Origin of the sequence: Aquabacterium sp. CECT 9606, from assembly GCF_918741295.1 — a bacterium.
Lineage (GTDB): Bacteria > Pseudomonadota > Gammaproteobacteria > Burkholderiales > Burkholderiaceae_C > Aquabacterium.
The window spans coordinates 604,755-623,728 of the sequence record NZ_CAKKNB010000002.1 but is presented as its reverse complement, the minus strand read 5'-3'; the positions used below and the strand labels follow the sequence as shown (position 1 = coordinate 623,728).

The window sequence follows — 18,974 nt, the reverse complement described above, 5'->3', positions numbered from 1 at the left end:
GAGGCCGCATGGTAGCCGCATCAAGGTGCTGCGGCATCAAGCGGTGAGCAGGCTTGACAGCGTGCCGGCGTTGAAAGCACCCAGGCCAGGATTGATCGTATTGAGGTCAGTGGACGACACCCCCATCCAGCGGCCCAGCGCACCCGCCAACTGCTGCACGCCCATCGTGGGCAGCAAGCGACCCTGGCCGGTGTCGTTCTCGCCGCCCAGGCCCGCGCTGGGCAACTGCCCGTACAGGCTGGCGCCACGCACGGCGCCGCCCATGACCAGGTGGTGCCCGCCCCAGCCGTGGTCCGAGCCATCGCCATTGCTGCTGAGCGTGCGGCCAAAGTCACTCGCGGTGAAGGTGGTCACGTTGGGCGCCACGTTCAACTCGTCCAGCGCCCCCTGGAAGCTCACCAGCGCCGAGGCGAGCTGGCCCAGCAAAAGGGCGTGACGGCTGAGCAGGTTGTCGTGCAGGTCAAAGCCGGACAGCGACACGAAGAAGACCTGGCGGCGCATGCCCAGGCGGCTGCGCGCGGCGATCAACTGGGCCACCATGCGCAGCTGTTGGGCCAAGGGGTTGGCCACATCAAAAGCCGTGGCCAAGGCAGGCGTGGCGGCCAGGGCCGTCTGAAGCTGGGCATTGACCTCGATGGCGCGGGCCATGACGCGGGCGTGCTCGCTGGCCATCACATGCGCTTGCGAGGTCTGGGTGACCAGCTGCCGGAAAGCGGCCTCGCACGCGGCCGATCCGAACAGGCCGCCATTGAGCGCGTAGAGCGAAGGCACCCCTGCCGGGTTGACCATGTAAGGCACGGCCGAGCGGCCCGACAAATAGACCGCGTTGCCCGCCGTGTTGATGCAGGTCAGCGATGCCCGGCCATTGCCCGACATCACCGCATCGCTGGACAGCCCACCCCAGCCTGCCAACGTGCCCTCAGGCCCGTAGGATTGCCAGGCCGATTGCTGGTCGTTGTGCGAGAACAGCTTGGCGGGCAAGGGCACGGACCGGGCCTGGTACTGCGCCAGCGTGGTCGGCTGCACCAAAGGGCCGATGTTGAGCAACCAGGCCAGGCGGCCCGATTCGTACAAGGGCTTGAGGGGCGCCAGGCTGGGCGCCATGGCCAATTGCCGTCCGCCCAGCGTGGTGGACAAGGCCGTGGCGGCCAGCCCTTCACGCGCCAGGGCGACACCGCCCCGTGCCGCGGCATAGCCCGCGTAGCTGCCGTCGTCGAAAGGGATCAGCGTGTTCCCATGGTCATTGCCGCCTTGCAGGAAGACGCAGACCAGGGCCTTGTAATCGGCGCCGCCAGAGGTTTGCGCGGCGGCTTCGGCCAGGGTGGCCAGGTTGAGGGCGAAAGGCGCGGCGGTGCCGGCCAGCGACAAGGCGGCACCACGTTGCAGGAAAGCGCGGCGGCTGATGGAATCGGAAGTCATGGTCACACCGTTCAGCGCTGCACGAGGTATTCGGGGCAGCACATGATGAGGAAAAACGCGGCCACCACGCGGTTGAGCCGTTCATTGGGCGAGGTGCCGAGGATCGAGTTGACGCCCACCACCACCGTGTCCACCGTGGTGGGCGACAGCACACGCCCGGTCAGGTGCAGGTTGAGCTGGTCCACCAGGCGGGCGGGTTGGTCGGCCATGGCCAGCCAGGTGTCGTAGTTGGGCAAGATGCCGTTGCCGCCGAAGGGCATGATGCGCAACAGGAAATTGGCATAGCCCATCACGCTGGATTCGTTGGTGACCTGGAACTCAGGCGCGACCAGGCCCTTGGCGGCCATGGCGGTGTTGGGCGGCACGTAGCCAGGGCGGAAGAAGTTGAAGACCGAAGGCGAACGCAGCGGGGCCTGGCCCAGCTGGTCGCTGCCCGACAGGTCCGGGAAGCGCCATTGCCCATCGGTGGACGTGACGTTCACCAGGCGCAGCCATTGCAACAGGCGCAGCACGGGCTCGCGCAACTTGCCATCGGTCTGGGTCGGCTGGGTGGGGGCGGGCTGGCTGGCCGCGGGCAGGATGATCTCGGGCCGGGCTTCAGGGTCGGCCAGCACGGCGCGCACCACGGCGGCCATGTCACCGCGCACGGGCATGGGCGCCCCATTGCTGTTGAAGGCCATGGCCACCCGCCAGACGTAGTCCTTGCTGGGGTTGCTGGTCACCAGGCGCTGGATGAGCTGGCGCGCGATGAAGAAGCCCACATTGGGGTGGTTGAACACCGCGTCCAGCGCCAGGCGCATGGACTCCGGCCCGGGCGTCTGGCCGGGGATGTTGACGCCCAGCACACTCTTGTCGGTGTCGGCGTGGCGATCGGCGTGGAAGCCCATGGGCACACGCAAGTAGTCGAAAGGGCCTTCGGGATCGAAGGGGTTGAAGCCATCGACGTCCCAGCCGGTGAACACCTTGGCCAGTTGCGAGACCGTGTGCCCGTCGTAGGTGTCTTTGGGTGGCACCGTGGGTGAGCCATCGGGCTGCAAGGTGTTCAGGCCGATGGTGAACAGCTGCAGCAACTCGCGCGCATAGTTCTCGTCAGGGTGGCGGCCACGGCCGTCGTCCTTGCTGCTGCCGCGCATGCTGAGGTACACGCCCATGGCGGGCGACAAGGTGATGTGCGTGAGCAGATCGCGGAAGTTGCCAAAGCAATGCTGCTCCAGCAGCTCCCACCAGGCCAGGCAGGCAAACTGCTTGTAATAGGCCACCATGTTCAAAGGCGAGACCACGAAGATCTCGCTGAGCGCGAGGACCACCCGCTGGCGCAGCACATCCTTGGCCGTGCACAGGCGCCACCACAAAGCCTGGTCCAGGCCGAAGTCGCCTCGCGCATAGGCGCGGTTGTCAAAGCCTTGCGCGCGCGCCCAGTCCCACACGGAAGGCGACAGGGGCATGGCCAACTGGGCCGTCACCCAGGCATCGGCGCCATCGCGCACCAACACCGCCACTTGTTCGGGGGTGGACCCCAACCCGCCCTGGTTGAGCAAGCGGGCCGCGCGGGCCTCGGTCATGGGTTCGAAAGGTTGCGCACCGCCCCCGCAGGCCACCAGCGATGCCGAGGCGGCCACTGACAGCGCCAAACCGGCGCCGCGCCAATCAGGTGCTGAAGGAAGAACGGTGGAATCGCAGGGTTCAACTTCTAGGGCGGCCATCAAATGTCTTGTATCGAATGCGGAAAGACAATGTATCGGGATGCGGGCCCATAACTCAACGTGCGTTACCTCTCGCAATCTTTGACACCGCTTGCTTCGATAAAGATCTCACCAAGCGTCCACAAATGGGCGTTTTCGTCCGGCACGGTGCGGGGTGGCGGGCATGGCGGCCAGCCCACGCACCAACCAGCGGCGTGTGTCGGCCGGATCGATGACGTCGTCCAACTCCAGGTGACTGGCCATGTTCAGGCCTTTGCCACGCTGGTAGGCGGCGGCCACCAACTGGTCGAAAGCTTGCTGGCGTTGCGCAGGGTCTTCAATGCTGGCGAGTTGCTTGCCAAAGCCCAGGTGCACCGCACCTTCAATGCCCATGGGGCCAAACTCGCCAGTGGGCCACGAGACGGTGAAGTCCGGCGCCAGCAAACTGCCCGCCGTCATGGCCTGTGCGCCCAGCCCATAGCCCTTGCGAAGAACCACGGTGAAGAAAGGCACCGTCATGCTGGCCGCCATCAGGAACATGCGCGAGAAGTGGCGCACCGTGGCGGTCTGCTCGGCATCGGGTCCCACCATGAAGCCGGGCGTGTCGCACAGCGACACCAAAGGCACGTCGAAGGCATCGCACAGCTGCATGAAACGCGCGGCCTTGTCGGCGCCGTCCGCATCGATGGCCCCGCCCAGATGCCGAGGGTCGTTGGCGATCACCCCCATGGGCCGGCCTTCCACGCGCACCAGCGCGGTGACCATGCCGGGCGCGAAATCGCGGCGCAACTCCAGCACTGAATCGGTGTCAAACAAAGTGTGGATGGCCGCCCGCATGTCATAGACACGGGTGCGTTTTTCAGGAACCACGTGGCGCAGCAGGCGCTGATCGGCACATTGCCACTCGGTGGTCTTGCCTTGGAAGTAAGACAGGTATTGGCGCGCCACGCGCACGGCGTGCGCCTCGTCGTCCACCACCACGTCGATGACGCCATTGGGTGCCTGCATGCTGACCGGGCCCACCTCTTCCGGCGTGAACTTGCCCAGGCCGCCACCTTCGATCATGGCGGGGCCGGCCATGCCGATGCTGGTGTCCTTCGTGGCGATGATGACGTCGCAGCAACCGGCCAGCGAGGCATTGCCCGCGAAGCAGCGGCCATTGACGATGGCCACCAACGGCACCAGGCCGCTCAGGCGCGCCAGGCCCAGGAAGGTCATGTTGTCCAGCAGGCTCACGCCGGGGTACTCGTCGTTGGGCCGGCCACCGCCACCTTCGGCCCACAGCACCAGCGGCAGCTCGCGCTGCAAGGCCAGGTGCAGCATGCGGTCGGTCTTCTTGTGGTTGATGATGCCCTGCGTGCCGGCGAACACGGTGTAGTCGTAGGCCAGCACCATGCAGCGCGCGGCCTGCTCGCCGAACTGCGCGGCATTGACGGTGCCCAGGCCAGCGATCAAGCCATCGGCGGGACTGCGTGCGATCAGCTCAGGCTCTTTCAAGCGGATGCGCTGAGAGGCCAAGGCCAGACCGCCGTATTCCAGGAAGCTGCCTTCGTCCAGAAAGTCGTCGACGTTTTCTCGGGCGGTGCGGTGGCCCTTGGCGTGGCGCCTGGCGACGGCATCGGAGCGCCGGGCATCGAGCGTGACGGCATGGCGCTCGATCACTTCGGCCAGGTCGGGACGGATGTGGTCCAGGTCGAGCGTGTGGTCGGTGGTGGCGTGGGCCTGGCCATCGTCGCCAGCAGGGTCCAGGGCCAACAGCGCCTGGCCCTCGGCCACCACATGGCCCACTTCGGCCAACACCGCCGCCACCCGGCCGCCTTGTGTGGCGTTGATCTCGAACTCCATCTTCATGGCCTCGATCACGGCCACGCGTTGGCCGGCCCGCACGGTGTCGCCAGGCTGGACGTGCAGGCTCACCAGCGAGCCAGGCACGGAGGCGCTCACCGAAATGCAGCCCTCGGGAACGCCCGCCAGCTTGACTGCAGGGCCAGCATGTTGATCCCCATGCACCAGCTCGCGCGGCCGGTGTTGCTGCGGCATGGCCGCCAGCAAGGCAGCCACGTGCAGTTGCAACCAACGGGTGTTCACCTGGTAGGCCGCCAGGTCGGGATGGCCCAGCAGGGCCTGCAGAAAGGCGATGTCGCTGTCGACCCCGTCCAGCCTGAACTCGCCCAGCGCCCGGCGGCTGCGCTGCAAGGCCAAATCAAAGCCCGCCGGGTGGTGCACGATGAGCTTGGCCAGCAAGGTGTCGAAACCAGGGTGTGGCCGCAGGCCGATGTGGCCATGGCCATCCACACGGATGCCCGGCCCGCCCGGTGGTTCGTATGCACGCACGGTGCCGCCTGCCGGCATGGCACGGCCATCGGGCCCCATGCGCTCGACATTCACGCGCACCTGGATGGCAGTGCCGCGGGGTGGCGCGATGTCGATCTGGGTCGCGTGCAACTCGGCCAGCGTGGCGCCTTGCGACAAACGCAATTGCAGTTGCACCAGGTCCAGGCCGGTCACGGCCTCGGTCACCGTGTGCTCGACCTGCAAGCGCGGGTTGGCTTCCATGAAAAAGTAGCGGCCAGGGTGGTCCAGGTCAAGCAGGAACTCGAAGGTGCACAAACCGCGCAGCTTCACCGCTTGCGCCAGCGTGAGGGCGTCGTCCAGCAGGCGCTGTCGCACAGTAACGTTAAGGTTCGGCGCGGGGGCGATCTCGACCAGCTTCTGGTGGTTGCGCTGCACGGTGCAATCGCGCTCCCAGGCATGGCTGACCGTGCCGCTGCCGTCGCCCAAGGCCTGCACCTCGATGTGGCGCGCGCGGCGCACCAGTTGTTCCACATAGACATCGGCACGCCCAAAGGCGGCCTGGGCCTCGGACCGACAACGCTCGAAGGCAGCCGGGATGTCTTGCTCGGCTTCAACGACACGCATGCCACGGCCACCGCCGCCGGCCAGCGCCTTGATCATCATGGCGCCGCCCTGCCCCAGCTCCGCGAAAAAGGCCTGCGCCTCGGCCAGGGACACGCCATGGTCGATGCCCTGGGTCACTGGCACGCCGCAGCGCTGTGCCAAGGCGCGGGCTTGCGCCTTGTCGCCCAACAGGTCCAGCACCTCGGGGGTGGGGCCCACGAATGTCAAGCCCGCAGTGGTGCAGGCGCGGGCAAAATCGGCGTTCTCGCTCAACAGGCCGTAACCGGGGTGCACATGGGTGCAGCCCTCGGCCTGGGCCGCTGAGACCACGTGGTCAATGCTCAGGTAGGCCGGCACGCCCTTGCCAGGCAAGACCTGAAGCGCATCCACGTGGAAGGCGTGCTGCGCCGATTGATCGTCTTCGGCCACCACACCGATGGTGCGCCAGCCCAGTTCACTGGCAGCACGCGCAATGCGGATGGCGATCTCGCCGCGGTTGGCGATGAGGAGGACCGGCTGGACGGTTGGCGGCATGGCGCAAGAGGATGAGAAAGCCGAAGATCGGCGAATCCTGCATCCTAGCGGCTAGGCCTTGGGCACCACCAGGCGAAGGTCGAACTCGCGCAGCATCACCGGCTCGATCGACCCCTGTGCCACCCGACGCCGCACCACCTCATCAATGTCGGCCGAGTGGCTTTTATAGGTTTCCAGGGGATCTTCACCACGGCCATCGGGCCGATACCGGTGATGCAAGGCTTCACGGCTGACGCTGGCCCCCACCAATGCGTTGTTCACCATGACCCAGAACCTGACGGCCCCGGTCGCTTCGTGGAAAAAGGGGGGTTGCGACATAGGGACTCCAAAGGATGAAGCCAGAGTATCCGCCTAATCGGCCGGAAAGCGCTCGGCGAAGGCCTGGCAAAAGGCAGCGCCGCCGCTGAGTAGCAAGGTCACCGTGTGCAGCGTGGTGGACTCCTGCTGCACTTGCAGGTCATGGTCCCATTCGAAGCCTTGGTCCAAGGGGCCATGGGCGTCGGTGAAGGTGGCAAAGGCCCAGGCCAACACTGATGTCACTTCGGCATGGACCGCATCCAGGCGGTCCGCCGTGACCGAGGCCATGGCCTCGAAGGTGCCGATGCCCTCGGTGTCCTCACTGTGGTCAAAAATCAGGTAGTCCAAAGCCATGGCCGGCCTCCGCGCATCAGGCCATCAGCTCGGCGATCCGGACCTTGAGCATGGCGTTCTCAGTGGTGAGTTCAGCCACGGTTTTCTTCAGGCGGGCGATCATGGCATCAGGTGATTCAGAAGCCTCGCCTTCGTCCGTGGATGTGTCGGCTGGCGCATTCGCCGCACGTGCTTGGGCCTTGGCTTCGCGCACCTGCCGGGCCGCCTGGCGCAACTCCTTCTTGCCGCCAGCCACGGCGGCCACTTGCTCGTCCACCGGCAGCGAAGCCACGGCCGCGGCCGCATTGATGGAGATGTCACCGGCCTTCACGGCCGCCACCAGTTCGGGCGCGGCCTCCTTCTGGATCTTCTCGATCTGGCTGACTGTGCTGCTGCTGATGCGCGCGGCCCTGGCGATGGCCTCGCGGGTGGGCAAAGGGTCGACATCCCAAGGGGGCGTCGAAGCCTGATCAGCAGCGGCCGCATCGCCAGGCGCAGCAGGCTCCGGTGAGGCGGCCTTGCTGGCCTGCACCCGGGCGCTCATGATGTCTTTCTTGCGCAAGGCCAGCACGCCGCGCTGAAAGTCTGAAACGCTGCGCCGCCCCAGGTGCTGGTCGATCATCCAAAGGTGCACATCATCCATCGACTTGAAGCTGGCGTTCTGCACGGTATTGAAGGGGATACCGTGCTTTTGGCAGATGCCGTGGCGGTTGTGGCCATCGACGAGCACATCGCCCCACAATACCAGCGCGTCACGGCAACCTTCGGCCAGGATGCTGCGCTCCAGCGCGTCGTGTTCGTCCGGGGTCAGTGGGTCGATGTAGACGCGCAGTTCTTCTTTGACGGTGATGTTCATCGGGGCGGGCACTGCAGAATAAAGCGAAGCGGGGCGCCATTCTAGGCGCCACCGGTTTACTTCAGTTCTGCCGAACTCTTGCCCAGCAAGCGCCGCGCGATGATCAACAGCTGGATCTGCTGCGTGCCTTCGAAGATGTCCAAGATCTTGGCATCGCGAGACCACTTCTCGAGCAACGAGGTCTCGGTGTAGCCAATGCTGCCGGCCAGCTCCACGCACTTCAGGGCCACATCCACGCAGGTGCGGCCAGCCTTGGCCTTGGCCAGCGAAGCTTCCAGCGAATTGGGCCGCGCGTTGTCGGCCATCCAGGCGGCTTGCAGCGTCAGCAAGCGTGCAGCCTCGTAGTCGGCCTGCATGCGCACGAAGTCGGCCACGGCCGAAGGCTGGCGGTGCAGGGGACGGCTGTAGTCCACGGTCAAGCCGCAGTCCTTCAGGATCTGACCCATCTCTTCAATGCAGGCGCGCGTCAGGCCCACGGCCATCGAGGCCACCAGCGGGCGCGTGTTGTCGAAGGTCTGCATCACGCCGGCAAAGCTCTTCTCGGGGTTCACCTCGGGGTCGCCCAGCAGGTTCTCCTTGGGCACGCGGCAGTTGGTGATCATGAAGTGCGCGGTGTCGGAGGCCCGGATGCCCAGCTTGTGCTCCAGGCGCACCAGCTCGAAGCCGGGTGTGCCTTTTTCGACCACGAAGGACTTGATGGCAGCGCGGCCCAGACTTTTGTCCAGCGTGGCCCACACGACCACCAGGTCGGCGCGGTCCCCAGCGGTCACATAGATCTTCTCGCCATTGAGCACGTAGTGGTCGCCATCGAGCTTCGCGCTGGTTTTGATGGCAGCCGAATCAGAGCCGCAGCCCGGTTCGGTGATGGCCATGGCGGCCCAGCGGCCCTTGAAGCGTTTGAGCTGCTCGTCGTTGGCGACGGACGCGATGGCCGCATTGCCCAGGCCTTGGCGCGGCATCGACAGCAGCATGCCCACGTCGCCCCAGCACAGTTCCATGATGGACAGGCAGGTGGAGATGTTGGTGCCATTGCGGTTGCCTTGGGCACCATCGGCCGCATCACGGCGCACGCCCGTGGCGCCCGTGCCGCCCACATCGCTGTTGCCTTCGTTCATGCCGTCGATCACGGCGGCCATCATGTCGAGCTCGACCGGGCGGCTGTGTTCGGCGCGGTCGTACTTGCGCGAGATGGGGCGCAGCACTTCGGCGGCGGTTTCGTGGGCCTGGCGCACCAGGGGCTTGAACTTGCGGGGGATTTCGAGGTTGATCATTGCGTGAATCTCATCAGTAAGCCAGTCTCATCCAGCGAACACCGTGGATCCGGCTTTGCCGGGCCGCTGGTGTTGCCCCCTTGAGGGGGCGCGCGAAGCGCGCAGGGGGTGGGTCAAATCAGCAGCCCACCCTCCATCACGCCCACAGCGCGCAGATCGCGGTACCAACGCTCCACCGGGTATTCGGTGACGAAGCCATGCCCGCCCAGCAATTGCACGCCGTCGCTGCCGATCTGCATGCCCTTGTCGGTGCACAGCCGGCGCGCCAAGGCGGCTGCCTCGAAGAAGTCCACATCGGCATCGACCAGGCTGGCCGCGCGCCACGTCAACAAGCGCATCGCATTCAGTTCGATCGACATGTTGGACACGGCAAACGCCACCGATTGCCGGTGGCTGATCGGCTCGCCAAAGGCCTGGCGCTCGTTCACATACGGCACGATGAAATCGAGCACGCCTTGCGCGCAACCCGTGGCCAAGGCACACCAGGCCAGGCGTGACAGCTGGATGCATTCGCGGTAAACCTCCGCAGCACCCTCGGCCAGCAAGGCCTTGGCGGACACCGACACCGCGTCCAGCTTCAAGCGCGCAGTGCCGGCGGCGCGCAGCCCCATCGCGCGGTCTTCCTCGATCGACAGGCCCTTGGTGGACGACTCGATCACGAACAGCGCCGGGCCCTTGCCCTCGATGTGCGCGGCCACAATGAACAGCTCGGCGCTGGCGGCCAAGGGCACCATCGACTTCACGCCGTTGATCACATAGCCGCCGCTTTGCGCCACCGCGCGCGTCTTCAGTTCAAACGGGTCGAACAAAGGCGTGGGCTCCTGGATGGCCAGGGCCGCCGCCGGCACGTTCTCGCCGGTGAAGGCGCCCAGGTAGTCGGCCTGCTGCTCGGCATTGCCCCACAACACCAAGGCCGTGCTCACGGCCGAGGGCGCCAGCGCGGCAAAGGCCAGGCCCATGTCGCCTTCGGCCATGGCTTCGGCGATCAGCACGTTCGTCACGGCCGAGCGCTCAGTGCCCATGCCGCCGAGCGCCTCGGGGATGCCCAGCGACGTGATGCCCAGTTCGGCGCATTGCGCCAGCAGCTCAGGCGGCGCGGCATAGGCCATGTCGGCCTTGCCGGCGGCCTCGCGCAACTGCTCCATGGCGAAGGTGCGCGCAGCTTCCTGCAGCATCTGCTGATCTTCGGTGGGCGCCAGGTCGAAAAGATCGCCCGTGCCGCGCTTGGGCAGGCGCTGCGGCGAGCCCAGGTTCTTCACCGATTTGAAAGCCCGGTTGGCCGCCGTCACGGCCTTGAAGCCTGCTTTGGTGCCGTGGTACAGGACCTGCTCGGTCGGTTTGCGCAGTTTGAGGGCGTCCAGCTTGGTCGAGCCCGCCATGCGGCTCAAGGTCCGCAGTCCGATTCGTGTGAGCGATGTCATGTGGCCACCTGAAGTGAGCGTGAAAAGAGGAATCCGCCCATCTTGCGCCCCCGCCGTCGCCGATACTTGCCCTTTTGCGCCAATCGACTTGACCCCGTCTGCCTCGCCCCGCCCCTTGCATGAGCTCCCTGCCCCCCTTGACCCCGCCTGCCTCTGACGCCTCGGCCCTGCGCAGTTGGCTGCTGGCCGCCAAAAGCGCGGTGGAGCGGCGCGGTGTGGACGCCGACGCCCTGCTGCGCGAGGTGGGCCTGGACCTGTCGACCCTGAGCGACCCCATGGCGCGCTATCCCGCCCACCTGGGCCTGGCTTTCTGGCAGAAAGCCCTTCAGGCCACGGGCGAAGAGCTGTTGGGCGTGGACCTGGCCCTGCAGTTCATGCCCCTGAACTTCAGCGCCCTGGGTTACGCCCTGATGGCCTCTGACAACCTGGCCCAGATGTACTTGCGTCTTGCCCGCTACGCCCACGTGGTCACCGACGCCGCCGACGTGCGCTTTCAATTGGACGACGGCGCCGGCCGCCTCACCATCACGGGCGACCAGGCCCTGCTGGGCACCGCCGAGCCGGCCACCGTCTGGAGCATCTACGACTACGCCATGCTGACCCTGGTGCGCGGCTCGCGCATGCTCTATGGCCGCGACTTCATGCCACTGGAACTGCGCCTGCAACGCCAGCGCCCCAAGGACCACGCCAAGTTCGAAAAGGTGTTTCGCTGCACGCCCGTCTACGGTTGCGAGGACAACGCGCTGGTGGTCGACCACGTCACGCTGCACAAGCCTCTGTCCTTCGCCAACCTGGAAGTTGTCAAGGCCAGTGAAGAGGCCATGGACCGCTACCGCTCGCACTGGCCCGACCGCGGCCTGCCGCAGCAACTGGCCGCCGTGCTGAAAGAAATGCTGCCCAGTGGCGAACCCCGCCAGGAAGACGTCACCCGCCGCCTGGGCACGACCCTGCGCACCCTGCAACGCCGCCTGGCCGACCAGGGCACCAGTTACCGCGACGTGCTCAACCAGACGCGCCACCAGCTCGCCTTGGATTACCTCACTTCTGCGCGGTACTCCGTCGGCGAGATCTCTTTCCTGCTGGGTTTCTCGGAGGTCAGCGCCTTCACCCGCGCCTTCAAGCGCTGGACGGGCTCATCGCCCAGCACCTGGCGGCAGGCCGCGCCTACACTGCCACCCCATGCGCATTGACGACATCCGCCAGCGTTTGCGTGCCCACGGCGCCAAGCCCTGCCACGAAGACAAGATCCTGCGGCTGTGGTCGCAGGCCTTGCCCATGGACAGCGGCAAGCGCCGCCCGGAAGACTTCCTGCCGCTTGGCGTGCGCAACGTCCTGCCCGCCTTGCTCGCCGACCTGAACGCCCTGGCCCACGTGCGCTCCGAGCACCCCGGCGAAGACGGCTCGTCCCGCCTGCTGATCGGCCTGAACGATGGCCAGACGGTGGAAAGCGTGCTGCTGCCCCGCGATGGCCTGTGCGTGTCGTCCCAGGTGGGGTGCGCCGTCGGCTGCGTCTTCTGCATGACCGGCAAAGATGGCCTGCTGCGCCAGGTCGGCAGCGCCGAGATCGTCGCGCAAGTGGCACTGGCCAGAGCCCGACGCCGCGTCACCAAGGTCGTGTTCATGGGCATGGGCGAGCCTTCGCACAACCTCGACAACGTGCTCGAAGCCATCGAACTGCTGGGCACCTGCGGCGGCATCGGCCACAAGAATTTGGTCTTCTCGACCGTGGGCGACCCGCGCGCCTTCGAGCGCCTGCCTCAGGGCGAGGTCAAGCCTGCACTGGCCCTGTCATTGCACTCCACCAAGCCCGAACTGCGCGCGCAACTGCTGCCCCGCGCCCCGCGCATCGACCCGGCCGACTTGGTCGAGATGGGCGAGCACTACGCCCGCAGCACCGGCTACCCCATCCAGTACCAATGGACGTTGATCGATGGCCTCAACGACAGCGAGGAAGAGCTCGACGGCATCGTGCGTCTGCTCAAGGGCAAGTACGCGCTGATGAACATGATCCCGTACAACACGGTCGACGAACTCGACTTCAAGCGCCCATCGTGGGAGCGCGCCACCGAAATCGCGCGCAGCCTGCACCGGCGCGGCATTTTGACCAAGCTGCGCCAATCGGCCGGACAGGATGTGGACGCCGGCTGCGGCCAACTGCGCGCCCGCGATGCCGCCGCCGTGCTCAACAAACCCAAGCCCGTGCGCATCGTGCGGCCATGATCGAAGTCCGCCACCTGAAATCCCTGGTCGCCATCGCCGACACCGGCAAGCTGGCCACCGCCGCGGAGCGCGTGCACCTCAGCCAGTCCGCCCTGTCGCACCAGATCCGCGCCCTGGAAGAACACCACGGCCTGGCCCTCTTCGAGCGCACCCGCCAGGGCCTGCGCTTCACCCCCGCGGGCGATCGGCTGCTGGCCCTGGCCCGCACCGTGCTCGCCGACATCGGCGCCGCCGAACGCGACCTGCAGCGCCTGCAAGGCGGCGCCAAGGGCGAGCTGCGCATCGTGCTCGAATGCCACACCTGCTTCGACTGGCTGATGCCCGTCATGCACGAGTTCCGCCAGCGCTGGCCCGAGGTCGAGGTCGACTTGGTGGCCGGCTTCCACGCCGACCCGCTGGCCCTGCTGAAAGAGGGCCGTGCCGACCTGGTCATTGGCTCCAAGCCCAAAACCCAGCGCCCCTGGTCGGTCTCGCCCTTGTTCCGCTTCGAGATCCTGGCCGTGGTCGCCAACGAGCACAAGCTGCGCCACAAGCGCCACCTCAGCGCGCAAGATTTCGATGGCGAAACCTTGATCACCTACCCCGTGCCCGAACAGCGCATCGACCTGATCCGCGAAGTCCTCAAGCCTGCGGGCATCGAACCTGCGCGCCGCACCGCCGAGCTCACGGTGGCCATCGTGCAACTGGTGGCCAGCCGCCGGGGCATCGCCGCCCTGCCCAGTTGGGGCCTGCAAAGCTACCTGGAGCACGACTACGTCAAGGCCGTGCCCATCGGCCCCAAGGGCCTGTGGAGCGAGCTGCACGCCATCTGCCCCAAGGCCCTGGCCACGCAGCCCTACATGCAGGACATGGCCGAGATCATGCGCCAGCAGTGCGCCAAGCTGCCCGGCATCGAGTGGCTGGCCTGAAGCACACGCCAAGGGTCAACCCGTGGCGTTAAACGCGCGAACCGTCAGGCGATTGACAGTTGGCGACCCCTGATTCCAGGGGGGCGGCGAGCACCCAAGGGGAATGCCCAAGGCTTGAAAAAACACCGTGTTTCAAACTCCATGTCATTGGAAGACACCTTTCATCCACGGAGCGTTGACATGAATTTGAAATCACTGATGGTGGCCACGGCAAAGGCCGTTGGCGTCACCTTGCTGACCAGCCTGGCCGCGCACGCCGCCTACTTCAAGTGGGAAATGGTTGAGCTGCCCGCGTCCAGCGGCGCCACCTGCGGCAACGGCACGCCTTACCGTTTCTTCGTCAACCGCACGCCCTTCAACAGCAAGGCCGTGGTCATGTTCGAAGGCGGCGGCGCCTGCTGGGACCAGGCGGCGTGCAAGGGCGGCTCGCTGCTCAACGCCGTCAACCCCGATGGCATCCCCACCAACTACATGAGCGACTGGAACCGCCAGGCCCACCTCGGCCTGGTGACCCCCTTCACCGCCCGCATCCATCCCCTGCAAGCCGTGCAGACCCAAAGCTGGAACATCGTCTACCTGACGTATTGCACCGGCGACGTGCACACCGGCAACAAGGTCAACGTGTACAACAACACCGACCCGGCCAACCCCATGACCTACTTCCACCGCGGCGCCATCAACGCGCAAGCCGTGGCGAACTGGATGGCCAAGAACATGCCCCAGCCCGACCACCTGCTGCTGACCGGCTTCTCGGCCGGCGGCGTGGGTTCCACAGCCAACTACGCCGCCTTCCGCACCACGCTCAAGCCCAAGAAGATGGCCCTGGCCGCCGACTCCGGCCCGCTGTTCAACGTGCCGCGCACAGCCACACCCGAGCAAGCCCCGTCCGTGCTGCTGCACAACAAGATCCGCGAAGTTTGGGGGCTGGACGGCCCTGACGGCCTGGTCACCCAGTTGATCACCAAATACCCTGGCGCTGGCGATGCGAACAACATGGGCTCGATCACCGCCGGCCTGGGCAAGATCTTCCCGAATGACCGCATCGGCTACACGATGTTCCAGGAAGACACCAACTTCTCGGCCTTCTCGTACCAGAAGTTCTACCCCGAGATCGCCAACGCCGCCACCAACGAAGAGCGCCTGAAAATGCTGAACGTGAAGTGGCGCCAGGAGATCGAGCCTTGGATTGCCCAGATGACACCGACCAATGTGGGCTACTACATCCCCAACAAGCGTGACATCAACGGCTCGCATTGCACCACCATCGTCACCTTCGGTGGCACCAGCATCGTCGAGAAGAAGCTCAACCACGTGGGCGAGTTCGTCGACAACCTGCTGGACGGCAGGGGCCCGGTCATGCGCGCCTACGAAACCAAGCCCACCACCCAGCGCGTCTTGCTGAGCGACATGTTCGCCGACTGGCTGGCGCCCCTGATCCCCTGACAAGCTGAGACCCAATGAAAAAGCGCCCCGAGGGGCGCTTTCTTTTTAACCAGTCTGCTGAAAAATCAGACCGCTTGGCGGCGACGAGCCACCAGGCCCACCACACCCAGACCTGCGAAGATCAGGGCCAGGGATTCTGGCTCAGGCACAGCGGAAGGCGTGGAATACACACTGCCGATGTAGGTGTAGATGCTTGGGAAAGCGCCTTCCACCTTCAGGGTGTGTGAACCCGACGACAAACCGGTGAAGCTGAACCCGTAGCCCGTCGTGGTCGACGTCAACGAAGTGGCCACACCATCGATCAGCACGGAACTGAAGGTGGCGCCATAGCCACCAATCGAACCGATCAGATCGCTGTTGCCGCCCACCGAGAAGGTGTACGTGTCAGCGATCGTGCCGCCAGTGGCGAATGCACCAGTGCCCAGGAACAGAGCGGGCGTGGGTGTCAGAGCACCCAGATCGCCGCCGGGCAAAGCTGGCGCACCAGCCATTGCCGAACCTGCCACCACGAGGGAAGCAGCAGCTACCAACATTTTCAATTTCATAAGCAACCTCCAATAGTTATCTAACGGATCGCTGACCCAAAAAGCTTCAGGACCGCGACCGCTCTTTTATATGTCCATGTGCTGGCATGTCATACCCCCTGTCTTGGGGGGTAAAGGTAACAACCCTAGGTCACTGGGGTTACAAATGGAGTAAATGGCGCACGGCGCGTGTCACAGAAACGAAAAAATGGCCCCGAAGGGCCATTTTTCTCGTCAGCCAAAAAATCAGGCGGCCAGGCGCTGCTCGATCTTGGCTTTGGTGGCGGGCATCTCGGCCGGCAGGTGGTACGACAATTGTTGGAACAACTCGTCGTGCAACTTCAGCTCTTGCTGCCAGGCGGCGGTGTCGATGCCGATCACCGACTGGAACTGCTCCTTGGTGAAGTTCAGGCCGTTCCAGTTGATGTCTTCGTAGGTGGGGCTCAGGCCAAAGGCGTTTTCCACGCCTTTGGTGGTGCCGGCGATGCGGCCCAGGATCCATTCCAGCACCCGCATGTTCTCGCCGTAACCAGGCCACACGAACTTGCCGTCGGCACCCTTGCGGAACCAGTTCACGCAGTAAACCGGCGGCACCTTGTGGCCAGCGGCTTGCAGCTTGGCGCCCACGTTCAACCAGTGCTGGAAGTAGTCGCTCATGTTGTAGCCCATGAAAGGCAGCATGGCGAAAGGATCGCGGCGCACCACGCCTTGCTGGCCGAAGGCCGCGGCGGTGGTCTCGGAACCCATCGTGGCGGCCATGTAGACACCTTCGGTCCAGTCACGGGCTTCGGTCACCAGGGGCACGGTGGTGGAGCGGCGGCCGCCGAAGATGAAGGCATCGATGGCGACGCCAGCGGGATTGTCCCACTCGGGGTCGAGCGCCGGGTTGTTGGTCGCGGCCACGGTGAAGCGGGCGTTGGGGTGGGCAGCCTTGGCGCCGGTTTCTTTGGCGATCTGGGGCGTCCAGTCCTTGCCTTGCCAGTCGATGAGGTGGGCCGGGGGCGTGTCGGTCATGCCTTCCCACCACACGTCGCCATCGTCGGTCAGGGCGACGTTGGTGAAAATGGTGTCGCGCAGCACCGATTGCATGCAGTTGTGGTTGGTCAGGTCGTTGGTGCCGGGTGCCACGCCAAAGTAGCCGGCTTCTGGGTTGATGGCGTACAGGCGGCCATCGGCTCCGGGCTTGATCCAGGCGATGTCGTCACCGATGGTGGTGACCTTCCAGCCCTTGTAGCCCTCAGGCGGGATCAGCATCGAGAAGTTGGTTTTGCCGCAGGCGCTGGGGAAAGCCGCCGCGATGTGCGACTTCTTGCCATTCGGGTCGGTCACGCCCAAGAGCAGCATGTGCTCGGCCAGCCAGCCTTGGTCGCGGCCCATGGTGGAAGCAATGCGCAGGGCGAAGCACTTCTTGCCCAGCAGCGCATTGCCGCCGTAGCCGGAGCCGTAGGACCAGATTTCGCGCGTGGCGGGGTAGTGAACGATGTACTTGACGGTGGGGTTGCAAGGCCAGACGCTGTCCTTTTGGCCCGCTTCGAGCGGGGCGCCCACGGTGTGCACGCAAGGCACGAATTCGCCATCGGCGCCCAGCACGTCGATCACGCCCTTGCCCATGCGGGTCATGAGCTTCATGTTGACGGCCACGTATGCGCTGTCGGACAGCTCAACGCCGATGTGGGCGATGGGCGAGCCCAGAGGGCCCATGCTGAAAGGCACCACGTACATGGTGCGGCCCTTCATGCAGCCCTTGAACAGGGCGCCTTCGCCGGTTTGCAGCTTGGCGCGCATCTCAGCGGGCTCGCACCAGTTGTTGGTGGGGCCGGCGTCTTCCTTGCGGTCGGAGCAGATGAAGGTGCGGTCTTCCACGCGGGCCACGTCCGACGGGTCGGTCACGGCCAAGTAGCTGTTGGGGCGCAGTTCGGGGTTCAGCTTCTTGAAGCTGCCGGCTGCAACCAATTGGTTGCAGAAGCGGTTGTATTCTTCTTCAGTGCCATCGCACCAGTAGATGTCCTTGGCTTGCGTCAGGGCGGCGATTTCGGCCACCCAGGCGATCAGCTTGGCATTCTTGACGTAAGCGGGGGTATTCAAAGGTACCCCCTGCGAGACGGTTTGGTTCATGACAATGGCTCCAAAAGTAAAAAACAGGGTCTCGACAGCGCGGCAACAGCTTGCGGGCTGCGCTCTCGACACCCTGCCGGTTGGCACGAAAGCCAAACAGCGAAACCTCGTAGTTTAGTCCAGCACTTTCGGTTTGAGTTCCCCCCCTTTCCGAGGGGTTTCCGCCAGGGTGCCAACTCCATCACACAGCAAACACCGCGCCAGCCCGATGGCAAGCCCTGGATTCCACTACGCGACAATAGGCCAGGCCCTTGATAAGGTGGAACGATGAATCGACGGGATTGGATGGGATGGACCGCCGCATGGCTGAGCTTGCCGGGGTCGGTGTGGGCACAGACCGCCGAGCCGGTGCGCCTGGGGGTCGATGGCCTGCTGCAGGACACCGGCTTGGCGGTGCGCTGGAAAGCCGCCATGGGCCGCGACCTGGGCCTCGCCGCCAATTGGGTTCGCGAACCGTCCGGCACCATTTTGCGGCAGCTGGAATCTGGCGAGTTGCCCATCGGGCTGTTCCTGAGCCACCCGCTGGCCGATCGCCTCGAACAGCAAGGCCTGATCCATGACCGCCACACGCTGGCCCGCACCCAGGTCCTGCTGGTAGGGCCGGCCTCCGACCCGGCTGGCGTGCGGGGCGAGCGCGACGTGGTCCGCGCCTTGCATCAGATCCTGGCCGGCCAGGCGGCGGGCGCTTGCCGTTGGTCACCCGCACCCAAGGATTCGGCATTGGCCGGCCTGAGCGACACCCTGACCAGCACCCTGGGCGCCCAGCATCTGCCTGCCCGCGCCGCCAGCACGGGCACGTCGTCGGCGAGCGCCGCACCACTTCCCTATCAATGGTTGACCTTGGCTGATTGGCAAAAAATGTCCCGCGCTGAACGCAATGCCCGCAAGGTCCTGGTTGACCAGGATCCTCGCCTTTGGCTGAACTGCCAGGTGGCCCGTTCGTTCAAGACGCCCCACCCCGCTGGCAAGCTGCTGGTGAAGTGGCTGCAAGGTCCGTTGGGGCGACAAGCCGTCACCGCCCCCGGATCCGTGTGGCAAAAAGCGCAGGGCTGA

The 18,974-nt window shown here is 65.4% G+C and carries 15 protein-coding genes; 5 read left to right on the top strand and 10 right to left on the bottom strand.

Translation table 11 applies throughout. The features are described from left to right. Window positions 1-36 precede the first annotated feature (36 nt). The 8 genes from LQ232_RS10555 to LQ232_RS10520 form a co-directional block, all read right to left on the bottom strand. Window positions 37-1,419, bottom strand: coding sequence for a DUF1501 domain-containing protein (locus tag LQ232_RS10555; protein WP_230180279.1), 1,383 nt, complete (start codon window positions 1,417-1,419; stop codon window positions 37-39). Window positions 1,420-1,430: 11 nt separating this feature from the next. After that, window positions 1,431-3,122, bottom strand: a complete 1,692-nt coding sequence (locus LQ232_RS10550; RefSeq protein WP_230180278.1) for a DUF1800 family protein — start codon at window positions 3,120-3,122, stop codon at window positions 1,431-1,433. Window positions 3,123-3,230: 108 nt separating this feature from the next. Continuing rightward, window positions 3,231-6,533, bottom strand: coding sequence for a carboxyl transferase domain-containing protein (locus tag LQ232_RS10545; RefSeq protein WP_230180277.1), 3,303 nt, complete (start codon window positions 6,531-6,533; stop codon window positions 3,231-3,233). Between the two features lie 51 nt (window positions 6,534-6,584). After that, entirely contained in the window at window positions 6,585-6,851 is a 267-nt protein-coding gene (locus LQ232_RS10540) for a DUF1488 family protein (protein ID WP_230180276.1), read from the bottom strand. 33 nt (window positions 6,852-6,884) lie between these two features. Further along, on the bottom strand, window positions 6,885-7,184 hold the full coding sequence (locus LQ232_RS10535) for a hypothetical protein (RefSeq protein WP_230180275.1): 300 nt from the start codon (window positions 7,182-7,184) through the stop codon (window positions 6,885-6,887). A gap of 16 nt (window positions 7,185-7,200) precedes the next feature. Then, complete coding sequence (locus LQ232_RS10530; RefSeq protein ID WP_230180274.1) at window positions 7,201-8,019, bottom strand: hypothetical protein; 819 nt, start codon at window positions 8,017-8,019, stop codon at window positions 7,201-7,203. A 56-nt stretch (window positions 8,020-8,075) separates the two neighbouring features. Next, on the bottom strand, window positions 8,076-9,290 hold the full coding sequence (locus LQ232_RS10525; RefSeq protein ID WP_230180273.1) for an acyl-CoA dehydrogenase family protein: 1,215 nt from the start codon (window positions 9,288-9,290) through the stop codon (window positions 8,076-8,078). A gap of 113 nt (window positions 9,291-9,403) precedes the next feature. Beyond that, window positions 9,404-10,711, bottom strand: a complete 1,308-nt coding sequence (locus LQ232_RS10520; RefSeq protein WP_230180272.1) for an acyl-CoA dehydrogenase family protein — start codon at window positions 10,709-10,711, stop codon at window positions 9,404-9,406. Window positions 10,712-10,830: 119 nt separating this feature from the next. Between LQ232_RS10520 and LQ232_RS10515 the strand changes: the two genes are divergently transcribed. The 4 genes from LQ232_RS10515 (at window position 10,831) to LQ232_RS10500 (ending at window position 15,282) form a co-directional block, all read left to right on the top strand. Beyond that, window positions 10,831-11,901, top strand: coding sequence for an AraC family transcriptional regulator (locus tag LQ232_RS10515; RefSeq protein WP_230180271.1), 1,071 nt, complete (start codon window positions 10,831-10,833; stop codon window positions 11,899-11,901). Continuing rightward, window positions 11,891-12,931 (top strand): RNA methyltransferase, encoded by a 1,041-nt coding sequence (locus LQ232_RS10510; protein ID WP_230180270.1) that lies wholly within the window; start codon window positions 11,891-11,893, stop codon window positions 12,929-12,931. Before LQ232_RS10515 ends, LQ232_RS10510 begins: the two co-directional genes overlap by 11 nt. Beyond that, window positions 12,928-13,839, top strand: coding sequence for a LysR family transcriptional regulator (locus LQ232_RS10505; protein WP_230180269.1), 912 nt, complete (start codon window positions 12,928-12,930; stop codon window positions 13,837-13,839). The genes LQ232_RS10510 and LQ232_RS10505 overlap by 4 nt, the downstream gene beginning before the upstream one ends. 180 nt (window positions 13,840-14,019) lie before the next feature. Next, window positions 14,020-15,282, top strand: a complete 1,263-nt coding sequence (locus tag LQ232_RS10500; protein WP_230180268.1) for a pectinacetylesterase family protein — start codon at window positions 14,020-14,022, stop codon at window positions 15,280-15,282. Window positions 15,283-15,347: 65 nt separating this feature from the next. Here LQ232_RS10500 and LQ232_RS10495 read toward each other — a convergent pair whose 3' ends face one another. Both LQ232_RS10495 and LQ232_RS10490 read right to left on the bottom strand, forming a co-directional pair. Continuing rightward, window positions 15,348-15,827: an FxDxF family PEP-CTERM protein gene (locus tag LQ232_RS10495; protein ID WP_230180267.1), complete on the bottom strand. Its 480-nt coding sequence runs from the start codon at window positions 15,825-15,827 to the stop codon at window positions 15,348-15,350. A 225-nt stretch (window positions 15,828-16,052) separates the two neighbouring features. Then, on the bottom strand, window positions 16,053-17,921 hold the full coding sequence (locus tag LQ232_RS10490; protein WP_230180266.1) for a phosphoenolpyruvate carboxykinase (GTP): 1,869 nt from the start codon (window positions 17,919-17,921) through the stop codon (window positions 16,053-16,055). A 267-nt stretch (window positions 17,922-18,188) separates the two neighbouring features. Here LQ232_RS10490 and LQ232_RS10485 point away from each other — a divergent pair, with 267 nt between their 5' ends. Beyond that, window positions 18,189-18,974 (top strand): substrate-binding domain-containing protein, encoded by a 786-nt coding sequence (locus LQ232_RS10485; protein ID WP_230180265.1) that lies wholly within the window; start codon window positions 18,189-18,191, stop codon window positions 18,972-18,974.

Bases quoted from the DNA above. Each gene is read 5' to 3' on its own strand.
- LQ232_RS10555 (WP_230180279.1), bottom strand. From the start codon at position 1,419: ATGACTTCCGATTCCATCAGCCGCCGCGCTTTCCTGCAACGTGGTGCC.
- LQ232_RS10550 (WP_230180278.1), bottom strand. From the start codon at position 3,122: ATGGCCGCCCTAGAAGTTGAACCCTGCGATTCCACCGTTCTTCCTTCA.
- LQ232_RS10545 (WP_230180277.1), bottom strand. From the start codon at position 6,533: ATGCCGCCAACCGTCCAGCCGGTCCTCCTCATCGCCAACCGCGGCGAG.
- LQ232_RS10540 (WP_230180276.1), bottom strand. From the start codon at position 6,851: ATGTCGCAACCCCCCTTTTTCCACGAAGCGACCGGGGCCGTCAGGTTC.
- LQ232_RS10535 (WP_230180275.1), bottom strand. From the start codon at position 7,184: ATGGCTTTGGACTACCTGATTTTTGACCACAGTGAGGACACCGAGGGC.
- LQ232_RS10530 (WP_230180274.1), bottom strand. From the start codon at position 8,019: ATGAACATCACCGTCAAAGAAGAACTGCGCGTCTACATCGACCCACTG.
- LQ232_RS10525 (WP_230180273.1), bottom strand. From the start codon at position 9,290: ATGATCAACCTCGAAATCCCCCGCAAGTTCAAGCCCCTGGTGCGCCAG.
- LQ232_RS10520 (WP_230180272.1), bottom strand. From the start codon at position 10,711: ATGACATCGCTCACACGAATCGGACTGCGGACCTTGAGCCGCATGGCG.
- LQ232_RS10515 (WP_230180271.1), top strand. From the start codon at position 10,831: ATGAGCTCCCTGCCCCCCTTGACCCCGCCTGCCTCTGACGCCTCGGCC.
- LQ232_RS10510 (WP_230180270.1), top strand. From the start codon at position 11,891: ATGCGCATTGACGACATCCGCCAGCGTTTGCGTGCCCACGGCGCCAAG.
- LQ232_RS10505 (WP_230180269.1), top strand. From the start codon at position 12,928: ATGATCGAAGTCCGCCACCTGAAATCCCTGGTCGCCATCGCCGACACC.
- LQ232_RS10500 (WP_230180268.1), top strand. From the start codon at position 14,020: ATGAATTTGAAATCACTGATGGTGGCCACGGCAAAGGCCGTTGGCGTC.
- LQ232_RS10495 (WP_230180267.1), bottom strand. From the start codon at position 15,827: ATGAAATTGAAAATGTTGGTAGCTGCTGCTTCCCTCGTGGTGGCAGGT.
- LQ232_RS10490 (WP_230180266.1), bottom strand. From the start codon at position 17,921: ATGAACCAAACCGTCTCGCAGGGGGTACCTTTGAATACCCCCGCTTAC.
- LQ232_RS10485 (WP_230180265.1), top strand. From the start codon at position 18,189: ATGAATCGACGGGATTGGATGGGATGGACCGCCGCATGGCTGAGCTTG.